Raw genomic sequence first — 13,446 nt, forward strand, 5'->3', positions numbered from 1 at the left:
GTTTTAAGATTTTATGATCCGTGTCTTCCTGCGCGTGCGGATTTTGTCAGAAGCGCGGAAGGCCGCAAAACTGGCAAAAGCGTGTTCTCTTGCGCGTTGGTTTTTGTCCGGAGCATGCAGGGAGGCCGGGAGGCTCTTACACAACTTCGACCGGCTGATGGCAGATGCCGTCAAATACGGTTCCGATCAGTTCGGCGTATGGAACGGTATCCTTCATGCGTCGGAGGAGCTTCTCGCCCTCGTCTTCCGGAACGGCGATGATCAGGCCGCCGGAGGTCTGCGGGTCGAAGAGGGCATCCTGGACGCTGAGCGGAACATTCTCGGAGAACTGCACAGCTCCGCCGATCCATTTGCGGTTGTTGTAGGCGCCGGCAGGAACGACTCCCATCTCTGCCATTTCCAGTGTCTGCGGCAGGTATGGGATTTTTGTGCTGTCCAGACGGATGCGTCTGTGGCAGCCGGCCGCCATCTCGTAGACGTGGCCGAGGATGCCGAATCCGGTGATATCGGTGCAGGCGTGGACGTGGAAATCGTCGAGCTGCTCTGCCGCGTACTTGTTCAGCATGGCCATGGATTCGGTCAGTTCCTTGATCGTGCTGTCCGTCAGGAGGTCGGCCTTGATGGCGTTGTTCAGGATTCCGGTGCCGATCGGCTTGGTGACGATCAGGACGTCGCCGTTCTGGGCTTCACTGTTCGGCAGGATGTGGTCCGGGTGTACGAATCCGCTGACGCAGAGTCCGTAAACCGGCTCAGAGAGGTGGACGGTGTGTCCGCCGCAGATGATTGCGCCGGCTTCCTTGACCTTCTCATATCCGCCCTTCAGGATTTCTCCGGTGACGTCAACCGGCATGGATTCCGGCACGCCCAGCACATTCATGCAGAGCTTCGGCTGTCCGCCCATGGCGTAGACATCGCTCAGAGAGTTGGCTGCGGCGATTCTTCCGTAATCGAACGGGTCGTCCACAACAGGCGGGAAGATATCCACAGTCTCGATCAGCGCCGTCGTATCATTGATTTTATATACAGCAGCATCATCCGCAGTATCAAATCCAACCAGCAGATCAGGATCATTAAATTTTGGTAATTGCCGCAGAACCTGCGACAGGGCGTCAGGCGCCACTTTAGCCGCTCAGCCGCGGTGGGTTGTAAGTTCGGTTAATTTTGTCTCTGACATGTGTTCCTCCTTATTTCTGCTGCAGAATCTGTCCTGCAGTTGCATTTTCGTATACGATCAGAAGCATCCGCGCGGTGCCCGTGCGGGCTTCTGCTTACTGAAAATAGATACCCGGACCGCTTGCGCGGTAAACGATTTTGCTCAATCCAGTCGTTCAATTGTATTAACAGAACGCAGTCTTGTCAATTGAAAGCCGCGATTTTCTCTTATTGTTTCTTTTTTGCTTATTCCATTATTTACTATTCTTAAAAGTGCAGATTTCTGCTTATAGGACAAAAGGAAAATCTGCAAGGAAACAGGTTTTTTTCAAAATTTCAGATTGACAAGCGGGAATGCAGAAAATATAATGATTGAGTGCGAAAAACAAATACATGGGGGTAGATAGGTGCTGGTGTGCCTCTTGGTCTTCAAAACCAATGTGAGGGGTTAGGAGCCTCTCGGGTGGGTTCAATTCCCACATACTCCCGCCAGATCTGATGAAGCCGTATCCGGAGAATTTCCGGCTGCGGCTTTTTCTCTGCTCTGGATACAACGCGCAGCGGTGTTTTCCCGTGCAGTCCTCCGCAGACAGACCGCCCCGTGAAAGGGAAAGAAGAGACTTGCGCATTCCCTTTGTGGTAGAATGAGAACAGCAGAAATAGTAAGAGAATTCCATCTGAAAGGAGCTGAAGAAGAATGACGATGAACAGCATGGAATTGAAGAAGCTGGAAGAGGAGAACCCGAAACTGAAGGACCTGGAAGCCGCGAAGGATGTGGTCTGGGTCAATCCGCATAAGCTGCCCTTTGCAGAAGCGGTGAAAAAGCAGGAACTGACTTCGGAGGACATTCGGGATGCAGAGGAGCGGCTGAAGAGGTTTGCGCCTCTGATTATGAAATGCTTCCCGGAAACGGAGAAGACGAATGGAATCATCGAGTCTCCGCTGACGGCGATTCCGGACATGCAGAAACACATGGAAGAAAAGTATCAGGTGCAGATTCCGGGAAGACTGTTCCTGAAGCAGGACAATGCCCTGGCAATTGCCGGATCGGTAAAGGCAAGGGGCGGAATTTACGAGGTTCTGAAGCACACGGAAGATCTGGCTCTGGAACATGGTCTCCTGAAAGAGGGAGATCCTTATGACAAGCTGGCCAGACCGGAGTGCCGGGAGTTTTTCTCGGCTTACACGGTTCAGGTCGGATCTACGGGAAATCTAGGCATGAGTATCGGCATCATGAGCGCAGCCATCGGATATAAGGCGATTGTGCATATGTCGGCGGATGCGCGGCAGTGGAAGAAAGATCTTCTGCGGAAGCACGGTGTAACCGTAAAGGAATATCAGGCGGACTACGGGGAAGCGGTAAAAGAAGGCCGCGCCCTGTCTGATGCGGATCCGAAGAGTTATTTTGTGGACGATGAGAATTCCCAGAATCTGTTCCTGGGATATGCAGTCGCAGCATCGAGACTGGAAAAGCAGTTCGCGAAACAGGAGATCACGGTGGATGGGGAACATCCGCTGTTTGTCTATATTCCGTGCGGTGTAGGCGGTGCGCCGGGCGGAATCGCCTTTGGCCTGAAACAGAAGTACGGAGATAACGTGCACTGCTTCTTTGTCGAGCCGGTACAGGCTCCGGCCATGCTTTTGGGCATGATGACCGGACTGCAGAATAAGATTGCGGTTACAGATATCGGCTTGAGCGGACTGACCGAGGCAGACGGCCTCGCGGTCGGACGTCCGTCGGGATTCGTAGGATCGGTTATGGAGCCGCATCTCAGCGGTGAATTTACGCTGCAGGATGATGATCTGTACAGATATATGAAAGACCTTCTGGATACGGAAGGGGTATTTCTGGAGCCGTCGGCCTGCGCGATGTTCACCGGACCGCGGAATCTGCTCGCGGCAGAAGAAACGGCGGAGTATATCCAGAAGAACGGCCTTGCCGATAAAATGAAAAATGCGGTTCAGCTGGTCTGGGCAACTGGCGGAAGCCTGGTTCCGGATGAAGTCCGTGAAAGCTATGTAAAGAAAGCAGAGTCGCTGAAATAGGAAAATCCCGATGGGAATGCAGCGAAATTTCCCTGGCGTAAGCAGAAAAATACAGGAATTTCAGTTTTGATATTGCATAAAATATAATAATCGTGATTATACTATATCGGTAATCTGCCCGATGAAAGGGTGTCCGTACTGCGTTATAGAATGGATTCTGTAATGCAGTACGGATTTTTGTTTCGGGATAAATACGGTAATAATAATGGGGTATACCCATATAGAGGAATACATGGAATAGAAAAATTGTATACAGGGAAATACCGGAGTCAGAACCGGCATAAAGTTCCGGAATGTCCAGAACGGCGCACACTCTGGCGCTTTTGTTTTGTCAAAAAGAATTGAAAGAGTAAATTTAAAGCGGAGATTGTTATTGAATTATCGAATATATGGTGGTACTATTGATGAGAAATAGTTTTATTTACGATCATCTATAGTATACTGGAAATAAATAGATGCGCAGAGTTTTAACAAAGAAATCTACTAGGAAATTCCGCGCATAAAAACATGACGGGAGAACGGAATCATGAATCAGGAACTTCTTCGGAAACTGCCTAAGGTGGATGAGATCTTAAGCGATGAGAGAGTGCAGCAGGCGGCTGCGGGACTTGCGCATGAGCAGGCGGCGGACGCGGTGAGGGAATCAGTCAATGCGATGCGTCAGTCGATTCTGCGGGGGGACAAGCTTGAGGAAAGCGATGTCTCGCATGACGCGGCGGTGGAAATGGTTCTCAAGCGGATCGAGCGGGCGGGAATGCCGTCCCTGCGGCGTGTCATTAACGCGACAGGCGTGGTGCTCCATACCAATCTGGGAAGGGCGCGTCTGAGTGAGAAGGCGAAGGAAGCCGTGATGGATACGGCGGACAGCTATTCGACGCTGGAATATGATCCTGCTGCAGGAAAGAGAGGCTCCCGCCACGTGCACTGCGAGAAGCTGATTCAGAGGATCACCGGCGCGGAAGCGGCCATGGTTGTGAATAACAATGCTGCGGCTACGATGCTGGCGCTGGCCGTGCTGGGAGAAGGCAAAGAGATCATCCTGTCAAGAGGAGAAATGGTCGAGATCGGCGGATCATTCCGTGTTCCGGAGATCATGGAGACCAGCGGCGCCTTTCTGAAAGAGATCGGGACCACCAATAAGACGCATCTTTATGATTATGAGCGGGCGATTAATGAAAACACCGGTGCACTGATGAAGGTGCACACCAGCAACTACAAGGTTGTCGGCTTTACCGATGATGTGTCCGTGAAGGAACTGCGCGGGCTGGCGGATAAGTATGATCTTCCGCTGCTGTATGACCTGGGAAGCGGTCTGATGGTGAATCTGGAGGAGTACGGCATCATGGAGCCGACGATCAAGTCCGGACTGGCGGATGGCGCGGACATCGTGCTGTTCAGCGGAGACAAGCTGCTGGGCGGTCCGCAGGGCGGAATCATCGTCGGAAAGAAGAGCATCATCGATAAGATGAAAAAACATCCGCTGGCAAGAGTTCTGCGTGTTGACAAGATGACCCTTTCCGCAATGGAAGCGACCTTTAATACGTATTTCGATGAGGAAAAGGCAAAAGAAGAAATTCCGGTTCTGAACATGCTGACGAGAGATCCGGAGCTTCTGCGTCAGGAGGCGAGAGACCTGCTGCAGAGAATTCAGGCGCTTGACGCGGGCTATGAGGCTGAGGTTGTCGAGTCCACGGGACTGGTCGGGGGCGGATCCGCGCCGGGAACCGAACTTCCGGGATTCGGCGTTGCGCTGAAGCATCCGTCTTTCAGTGAGAAGGAACTGGATGAGAAACTGCGTGAGGGCCTTCTTCCGATCGTAACACGGACTGTGCATGACCACATTCTGTTCGACGTCCGCACGATGACCGGAAAAGAGCGGGAAGAGGCCGCCGAAAAGCTGGGCAGAATCGCAGGGCGTTAATACTGCAGATGAAGAGGCCGGAAAATACAGAGAATACAGAGTCGTAACAGGAATAAGGGGCAGACATACATGAAAAATATTATTGTCGGAACAGCGGGGCATGTCGATCACGGAAAGACGTGTCTGATCCGCGCGCTGACCGGGACGGACACGGACCGTCTGAAGGAAGAGCAGAAGCGCGGAATTACAATTGAAAACGGATTCGCGGACATGATCTGCGGAGACTATAACATCAGTATCATCGACGTGCCGGGACATGAGAAGTTCATCCGCAACATGCTGGCGGGAATCGGCGGAATCGACATGGTTCTTCTGGTCGTGGCGCTGGATGAGGGCGTCATGCCGCAGACGGTCGAGCATCTTCACATCCTGGACATGCTGGGTATCCGCCGCGGAATCATCGTGTTTACCAAGCGCGACATGGTGGACGATGAGGACTGGATTCAGCTGGTGGAGGACGATACCCGGGAGCTGGTTAAGGGGACTTTCCTGGAAGACGCGCCGAGCATTGAAGTTGCTGCTTTTGAGGGCTATCACATTGAAGAGCTGAAGCAGCTGATTGTATCGCAGATTGACGATGCGCTTCTGAAAAACAACGCAGAAGAGCTGTTCCGTCTGCCGATCGACCGTGTATTTACGATTCAGGGCTACGGAACCGTTATCACTGGAACACTGATCGAGGGAACCATCCGCAAGGGCGACGAAGTCGAGATTTTTCCGGAAGACCGCAAGGTGAAGGTCCGCAATGTCCAGGTGCACAATGAATCCGTGGATGCGGCTTTTGCGGGGCAGAGAACGGCGCTTAACCTGGCGGGAATCGGCAAAGAAGAGCTGAACAGGGGAGACGTGCTGGCTTATCCGGACTCTCTGGAACCATCCATGATGGCGGATATTTATCTGGAACTGTTTGATGATATCGAGTATGAGGTTCTGAACAACAGCAGAGTGCACTTCTACTGCGGCTCGACAGAGGTAATCGGAAAACTCGTCCTGCTGGACCGTGACGCGGCGGAGCCGGGAGATACCTGCTATGCGCAGATCCGTTTTGAGAAGGAAGTGGCGTTCAAGAGAGAAGACCGCTTTATCGTCCGTTTCTATTCTCCGGTCGTGACCATCGGAGGAGGCCGTATTCTGGACGCACATCCGGCCAAGCATAAGAGAAACCGCGACAGCGTTCTTCATGCTCTGGAAATCAAGGATCACGGTGAGATGAAGGACATCGCCGAGCAGTACATTCTGGAAGGCAGCGCCCAGCTGCTTACAGAGCCGGTACTGGCGGCCCGGCTGAGAATCGGGAGAGATCAGTGTCATGACATCGTGGAAAAGCTGATCGAAGAAAAGAAGGTTCAGATCGTCGGGAAATATCTCATGCATGTGGTTTATCTGGATGGTGCCTATGAAGCCGGGGAGAAGATCCTTTCCGCATTCCATGAGAAGAATCCGCTGACGCCGGGAATGCTGAAAGAAGAATTCTATTCCCGTCTGATGAAGGATCTGCGCATTCAGGACAAGCAGGCCGGGCAGGGGATCGGCCAGTGCATGCTGGATGCCGGAAAAATCAGAGAAGAGGCCAATGCAGTGGCGCTGGCGGACTTCAAGGTGCAGTTCACTCCGGAGATGGAGAAGATCAGAACGCGCATGAAGAAGGTCTATAAAGAGGCCGGCTATGAAATGCCGTCTCAGGATCAGGTGCTGAAAGAGGAGCGTGACCCGAAGCTTGCCCGTCACGTTCTGGACGCCATGGCAGGCTCCGGAGACCTGGTCAGACTGGACGGCCAGAACCTGATGGATCCGGAGTTTTATCAGAAAGCGCTGGATGCCATGACGGAGACTGTAGACCGGCAGGGACAGATCACCCTGGCGGAATTCCGCGATCTGATTCATGCGTCCAGAAAGTATGCCATGATTATATTAGAGTATTGGGATCGTCAGCATATCACCGTAAAAATCGGCGATGCGAGAGTAAGAGGGTAAAAGATGGATTTTAAGCAGATCGAAGCATTTGTAAATGTCGTTAAATATCGCAGTTTTTCCAAGGCGGCAGACGCTGCATTTCTGACACAGCCGACCATCAGCACGCACATTCAGGCGCTGGAAAGAGAGCTGGGCGTGAAACTGATCGAGCGCCGCGGAAGAGAATCTGTTCCGACGACAGAGGGCGCGGATTTCTATAAATACGCGACGGATATGCTGAACACCAGAGAAAAAGCGATGCAGGAAATGAATGCCTTCGTCAAGGACGTTTCAGGAATCGTGACAATTGAAGCATCCAGTGTTCCGGCGGAATTCATTGCGCCGTCCATGATGGCGGAATTCCGCTCTGAGCATCCGAATGTCCGTTTCTTCTTAAATGAGTCGGACAGTGAAGAGGTCTGGGGGAGCATCGCCGGTGGCCGGGGAGAAATCGGATTCGTCGGCAGCAAGCGCAGAAATGCAGATATCGGCCGTGCGCTGCTCTGCAGAGACGAATCTGTGGTCATCACGCCGAATCAGGAGAAATACCGGGCTCTCCGCGAAAAATCTGCGTCCATCTCCTATAAAGATTTTATCCACGAGCCTTTCGTTCTGCGGGAAGGCGGATCTGCGACACGCAGCACGTTTGAAGAGCGGGTGTATGAACAGCACGGTCTGCATCTGAACTCTGCCGCTTCCGTAAACAGCCTGGATGCAGTCTGCCACTGTGTAACGGCAGGCGTGGGTGTATCGGTTATCCCGCGTTCCGTTGCAGAAAACCAGAAAAACGATGATTTCATTATGTTCCGTTTCGCGGATGATGAACTGAACCTGAAACGTGAATTCTACATGATCTGGAATAAGACCATTGCCATGGCGCCGGCGGCTGTCAGCTTCCGTGAGTTCGTCATGAGCAAGTTCAAATAGGCCGGTGTCTTTCGTTTCCGGGCCTGAAAAATAAAATGAATAGGAAAAAGGGGCGGGATTCTGCAAAATCCCGCCCCTTTTCGTCTGATAAAACAGTGGTAAACTTTGCACCTTTTGTCACTTGCTGTTCTTACTGGAGTTTTTCTTTTGCCAGAAGGGCAGCGCCCAGAGCTCCCGCAAAGCGGCCGTTTTCCATCGGATGAACTTCTGTGTGCAGTTCACTGGAGAGCAGGGAAGCAAGGAAATGGCTCTGGCTCAGGCCTCCGGTCAGGATGACGTAGTCCTGCAGTTCGCGGCGCTGGACCAGGGTTGCGACCTTCAGCGCGACGGACTGGATGATGCCGGCGGCAAGGTCTTCCTTATCCTTGCCTTCTCCCATGTAGTTGATGACTTCGGATTCAGCGAATACGGTACACAGGGAACTGATGGAAACCGGATGCCCGTTCGCATGGCCTTCCTCGGCCAGCTCGAACATGTCCTCGATCGTGACGCCGAGGCGGTTGGCCATGACCTCAATGAATTTTCCCGTTCCGGCAGCGCATTTGTCGTTCATCAGGAAATCAATGGCTTTTCCATTGTGGACGCTGATGAACTTGGTGTCCTGTCCGCCGATGTCGATAACGGAACAGTCTTTTCCGGCGAGCTCAAATCCGCCTCTTGCGTGGCAGGAAATCTCTGTGATGACCTTATCCGCGTAGTCGACGGAAATGCGGCCGTATCCGGTTGCGACGGTCCGGCAGCCCTCTTCGCTGTTCAGGTAAGGCTCCAGCTGCTTTTTGATGGATGCGGATGTAACTTTGCTGCTCCATCCGGTCGGAAGAACTTCACAGCGCATGATGTCTTCCGCTGCGCCTTCCTTCGGCGGAAGTACGCATACTTTGGATGCGGTAGAGCCGATATCTATGCCAATGTAATACATGTTTACCCCCTCTTAAATGGATTGTTCACGCTCTCTATTTTAACATAATCCAGCTGCTGTTCTTCTGCAATTTTCCGGATTTCCGGAATTTCTTCCGGCTGGATGATCAGAGAAACGCCGCAGCAGACGCTGAGCTGGCGCGGCGTCGGGGCGATCTGCGCCTTCAGGCCGGAAGATTTCAGAGCGTGATACATGGCGGTCCCGTCTGTGTGATTTTTAAACAGGATATAGTAATGCAGCTGCTGTTCTGTATCCATATCCGGCTCCTTTCTTTTTCAGGCAGATGCAAACAGCCGGACTGAGCGCCGGCTGTTTTTTCTTGCTTGTTGTTTTTGTCTGATTCACTAGCTCAGCATCTCGATGAAGGCCTCGACTCTGGTCTTCAGCTGCTGGGAATCGCTGTCGGTGTAGTCGGTCTCGATCTCCAGGAACGGGGTTCCGTCCTTCTTCATCTCTTTCTCGACGAAGTAGTCTTCTACATCGTAAGTTGTGCAGAACTTCAGGTGGATATCGATGACGCCGTCTGCGTGATAGTCTCTGGCGAGGCGCTTGATGTCGTCGATTCTTCCGGTGTTCGGTGTGAAGCATGCGCAGTTGATCTTCATGTAGCGCTCAGCCAGTGCGTGGATCATGTCGTCCAGGGTCTCGCCGGACTCGTCGACAAGATTCTCGAAGTAGCGGGTGCCGGTGCAGGTCTCTTCACAGACGATTGCCGCGCCGGAAGTCTCGATGATGTTGTGCATCTTCCAGTTTGGAACGGCCATCGGGGTGCCGGTAATCATGATTCTCTTGCTGCCCTCAGGAACGGCGGAGATGCCCTTGGCTACGCGCTCGTCCAGCTCATCACAGAGCTCGTTGACCTTCTGGGTGAACCGTGCCGGGTCGTCGTAGAAGGCGATCTGGGAAATCAGGAGGACATCCGTTCCGCTGATTGGAACAACCGGGTTCTGGCGCAGCTTGTACAGGCGCATCAGGGCCTTTCTCTTTTCATTGATCAGGTGGATGTTCTTCTTCAGTGCAGCGGCGGTGATCTTGTTTCCGGTGACTTCCTCAACCCTGGCAATCAGCGTCTTGATTTCGCCGGCCCATTTCTCGATGTCTTCTGGGCGCTTCATCTGCGGAAGGTCCATGATGTGCATCGGAACGTCCTGAGACAGAATTTCATAAGCTTTCTTCTTTCCGTCGCAGGTTGTCTCGCCGATGTACATATCGGCCAGACGGAAGAACGGGCAGGTTCTGGTCAGGCGGGCGCCGACGCTGGCCTTGATCAGAGGACAGACATTGGCAGGAAGAACCTGTTCGCCGCCCGGTACCCAGAACTGAGAACCTGCGCACAGGCCGGTTGCGATTCCGCCAGCAGCGAAGATTACCTCATCTGGTACGTAGGTGCAGAATGTGCCGAAGACCTTTCCGCCTTCCTCTCTGAATTTTTTCAGCTCAGCCGGGCGTACGCCGTGAACCTCGGCAATGACGAAATCGAAGTAATCCATTTTCTCCGGCCTGTTTTTCTGAGACAGGAATACGTCTCCGATTGCCTGCGGCAGGACCGCGCACAGGTTGTCATGATTCTCGACGTCCATGCCGAGCTCTTTCCACATTTCTCTGTAGTCAGCCATTTATCTTTCTCCTTGTATCTCTGTAACGTCGGTTGATGTGTATGTTTGTGTATATGTCCATTTCAAGACTAGCAAATAATTCAGAAATGTCTAATTGATATTTCCTATTCACAGCAATACAGGAGATTTTTAGAATAGAGACAAAACAAACATAGCAAGGTAATAGGTTATACATGTGACAAATGAAATTCTGCTTGCATAGAAATTGTTGATTGTTAACAAAAATACAATCGTGAAATTGTAGTATGTAATCATGATTAAAAAATATCAGGATCGTGTTCAGAAATGGTTGTCAATATCGAAAAAATCGATATAATAGGGGTAGACAGATATTTCCGGGATGCTGAATAAGGTGTTTGCTCTGACACTGAGGTATGTCGAGATATCGACCATCGGGAAAAGAATGACACCGCGGTTATGCGATGTTATGGAGGTGCAATATGGAAGAAATCTATGATGTGGTCATCATCGGAGCCGGACCGGCCGGCCTGTCTGCAGGTCTGTATGCCGGACGCAGCCAGATGAACGCGCTGATTCTGGAGAGAGGCCAGGACGGCGGACAGATTGCGATCACGGACAGCATTGAGAATTACCCGGGACAGGCTGTTCAGGGTGAGTCTGGACCGGAGCTGGTTGCCCGTATGGCAAAACAGGCAGAAGGCTTTGGCGCAAAAAGAGCGTCTGACAGCATTCAGTCAGTAGAACTGAAGGGTGATGTCAAAGTCCTGCATGGTGTAAAGCAGGATTATAAGACGCACAACGTAATCATCGCTTCCGGAGCGCATGCGCGCCCGATCGGATGCGAGAATGAGGGCGTGTTCACAGGAAAGGGCGTATCTTACTGCGCAACATGTGACGCGAACTTCTTTGAAGATTTTGAAGTTTATGTAGTAGGCGGCGGAAATTCCGCAGTTGAAGAGGCCATGTACCTGACCAAGTTTGCCCGCAAGGTAACCGTCATTCACAGAAGAGACGAACTGCGTGCAGACAAGCATGTTCAGGAAAAGGCATTCAAGAACCCGAAGCTCCACTTCATGTGGGATACAGTAGTTGTTGCTCTCCACGGAGAGGGACTGCTTTCCTCCATGGATGTAAAGAATGTCAAGACCGGCGAGATTACAACGATCGAAGCAGATCCGGACGACGGTATGTTCGGTCTGTTCGGATTCGTCGGAACGGTTCCGAATACCAAGATTTTCGAGGGTACCGGACTGGAAATGGACGAGCGCGGATACATTCCTACAGATCAGGATATGCACACCAATCTACCGGGCGTATATGCAGCCGGAGATGTACGTGTGAAGAGCCTGCGTCAGGTTGTTACCGCTGCCGCAGACGGAGCGATCGCTGCTGTTCAGGTAGAAAAGAGTATGTCCAACTATTAAACTGACCGCAGGGATTGATGCAGAACTGCCGGCGCCGCGGGAGCGGAGGACCGGCGGATATCAGAAATCAGAATATGATCGGCAGGTCCGGCCGCCCACAGACCGGGAACTGATGAAAATGAATACAGGAGGCATTACAATGGTAGAGTGCGATAAGAAAAATTTTGATGAAGAAGTTCTGAACTATAAAGACGGATATGTATTCGTAGATTTCTTTGGTGACGGATGCCAGCCATGCATGGCTCTGATGCCAAAGGTTCACGAGTTTGCTGATAAGTACGGCGACAAGATTAAGTTCGCTTCTCTGAACACTACACATGCACGCCGCGCTGCCATCAAGCAGCAGGTTCTGGGACTGCCGGTCATGGCAATCTACAAGGACGGCGAGAAGGTTGAAGAGCTCGTAAAGGATGAGTGCACACCTGAGTCCATTGAGGCAATGATTCAGAAATACATCTAGTCCGGATCTTCAGCGTCTCAGCTGACCAGGCTGCAGAGAAACAGGATTTCAGGAATTTACAGGTATTCCCTCAGCACAGGATACTTTTGCCGCAGGAACGAAGCAGAGAAGGTTCTGCGGGCCGGTTCCGGGACTTCTGCACTCCGCAGCGAAATGAGAAGAATGGAACAGAGCCTTCCGCACTCCCCAGCACAGAGTGCAGAAGGCTCTTTTTTACAAGGAAGGTGTGTGAAAATTATGATTACAAGCGAAAGACTGAAGCAGCTCGTGGACCGTCCGGTGGTGCGTCTCTATACGAGGCAGAATGATAAAACCCTGGAACAGCTGAGAAGGGACGGCAGGATCATCAATCAGAGATTATATGTACAGCTTCATCTCGGAGACATCGCACCGCTGTTTCTGGAAAGCTACGACTGGCTGACGGAGCGGGTCGCAAAAATTGTGCCGAAGCCGGACGACGTGCACGCGCCGATCTGGTGCTCAGTATGCCGGGAAAACTGTCTGAAACCAATTGAGGGAACGGTCGTCTATGTGATCGACGTGCCGCGCGAGAAAATCTGTCTGTTCGACGACGGAAAGTGGGATTATGTTCTGAACCGCATTTATCTGCCGAAAGACGAGGCAGATGATCAGGCCTATCATCAGCATCTGCGGGATCTGGGCGTCGAAAGCCGCTTTCAGATCATGCAGGGGAAGTACGCGGGCATGTTTCCTGAGGAAGAACGCAGAATCCGCGAGAGCTGGGAGCGCATCTTCGATATAGACGACTGGTCGCCGTTCCATGTCTGCGGAAATATCTGGGAAATTCGGGACAATCAGGTGAAGCAGATTCTCCGCCCTGAAGATCCTCAGATCCTGATTTAAGAGGGCGGACAGGCCGCATGTTCATCTGACAAAATTCACCGGGCAAGGGAACGCCTGCTTTGCTGCATAACACCGTGCTGCCGGCCTGATGCATGAAGACTAATCAGAAACCTACCGTGGGAATATGAATTGACAGAATAAGCAGGTATTGTGCGGCGATTATGTACTATTTGCAGGATTTATGTCTGACATAACAAAAATA

At 52.0% G+C, this 13,446-nt stretch carries 11 protein-coding genes and 1 tRNA gene; 8 read left to right on the forward strand and 4 right to left on the reverse strand.

The features are described from left to right. Positions 1-136: 136 nt before the first annotated feature. A complete protein-coding gene (selD, locus tag ACI77B_RS03665; protein WP_409337421.1) occupies positions 137-1,174 on the reverse strand; it encodes a selenide, water dikinase SelD in 1,038 nt (345 codons plus the stop codon). Between the two features lie 373 nt (positions 1,175-1,547). Here selD and ACI77B_RS03670 point away from each other — a divergent pair. The 5 genes from ACI77B_RS03670 (at position 1,548) to ACI77B_RS03690 (ending at position 8,000) form a co-directional block, all read left to right on the forward strand. Next, positions 1,548-1,644 (forward strand) — tRNA-Sec (locus ACI77B_RS03670). Positions 1,645-1,849: 205 nt separating this feature from the next. Next, positions 1,850-3,199, forward strand: coding sequence for a D-serine ammonia-lyase (locus tag ACI77B_RS03675; protein ID WP_409337422.1), 1,350 nt, complete (start codon positions 1,850-1,852; stop codon positions 3,197-3,199). 526 nt (positions 3,200-3,725) lie between these two features. Beyond that, positions 3,726-5,120 (forward strand): L-seryl-tRNA(Sec) selenium transferase, encoded by a 1,395-nt coding sequence (gene selA / locus ACI77B_RS03680; protein ID WP_409337423.1) that lies wholly within the window; start codon positions 3,726-3,728, stop codon positions 5,118-5,120. Between the two features lie 69 nt (positions 5,121-5,189). Further along, complete coding sequence (gene selB, locus ACI77B_RS03685; protein WP_409337424.1) at positions 5,190-7,094, forward strand: selenocysteine-specific translation elongation factor; 1,905 nt, start codon at positions 5,190-5,192, stop codon at positions 7,092-7,094. Between the two features lie 3 nt (positions 7,095-7,097). Next, positions 7,098-8,000 (forward strand): selenium metabolism-associated LysR family transcriptional regulator, encoded by a 903-nt coding sequence (locus ACI77B_RS03690; protein WP_409337425.1) that lies wholly within the window; start codon positions 7,098-7,100, stop codon positions 7,998-8,000. Positions 8,001-8,130: 130 nt separating this feature from the next. Here the strand turns inward: ACI77B_RS03690 and ACI77B_RS03695 are convergent, their stop codons facing one another. The 3 genes from ACI77B_RS03695 to ACI77B_RS03705 all read right to left on the reverse strand — a co-directional run bounded on the left by ACI77B_RS03695 (position 8,131) and on the right by ACI77B_RS03705 (position 10,535). Then, positions 8,131-8,919 (reverse strand): acyl-CoA dehydratase activase, encoded by a 789-nt coding sequence (locus tag ACI77B_RS03695; RefSeq protein WP_409337426.1) that lies wholly within the window; start codon positions 8,917-8,919, stop codon positions 8,131-8,133. A 2-nt stretch (positions 8,920-8,921) separates the two neighbouring features. Further along, positions 8,922-9,176: a DUF3343 domain-containing protein gene (locus ACI77B_RS03700; RefSeq protein WP_409337427.1), complete on the reverse strand. Its 255-nt coding sequence runs from the start codon at positions 9,174-9,176 to the stop codon at positions 8,922-8,924. Between the two features lie 87 nt (positions 9,177-9,263). Beyond that, positions 9,264-10,535: a double-cubane-cluster-containing anaerobic reductase gene (locus ACI77B_RS03705; protein WP_409337428.1), complete on the reverse strand. Its 1,272-nt coding sequence runs from the start codon at positions 10,533-10,535 to the stop codon at positions 9,264-9,266. A 440-nt stretch (positions 10,536-10,975) separates the two neighbouring features. Here ACI77B_RS03705 and trxB point away from each other — a divergent pair, with 440 nt between their 5' ends. The 3 genes from trxB (at position 10,976) to ACI77B_RS03720 (ending at position 13,244) form a co-directional block, all read left to right on the forward strand. Continuing rightward, a complete protein-coding gene (trxB, locus tag ACI77B_RS03710; RefSeq protein ID WP_409337429.1) occupies positions 10,976-11,920 on the forward strand; it encodes a thioredoxin-disulfide reductase in 945 nt (314 codons plus the stop codon). 139 nt (positions 11,921-12,059) lie between these two features. Continuing rightward, positions 12,060-12,380, forward strand: coding sequence for a thioredoxin TrxA (trxA, locus tag ACI77B_RS03715; RefSeq protein ID WP_178263476.1), 321 nt, complete (start codon positions 12,060-12,062; stop codon positions 12,378-12,380). 237 nt (positions 12,381-12,617) lie between these two features. Next, positions 12,618-13,244 (forward strand): DUF3841 domain-containing protein, encoded by a 627-nt coding sequence (locus tag ACI77B_RS03720; protein ID WP_409337430.1) that lies wholly within the window; start codon positions 12,618-12,620, stop codon positions 13,242-13,244. The last annotated feature ends 202 nt before the right edge of the window (positions 13,245-13,446 follow it).

Origin of the sequence: Eubacterium sp. F2, assembly GCF_046244355.1 — a bacterium.
Lineage (GTDB): Bacteria > Bacillota > Clostridia > Peptostreptococcales > Anaerovoracaceae > Aminicella.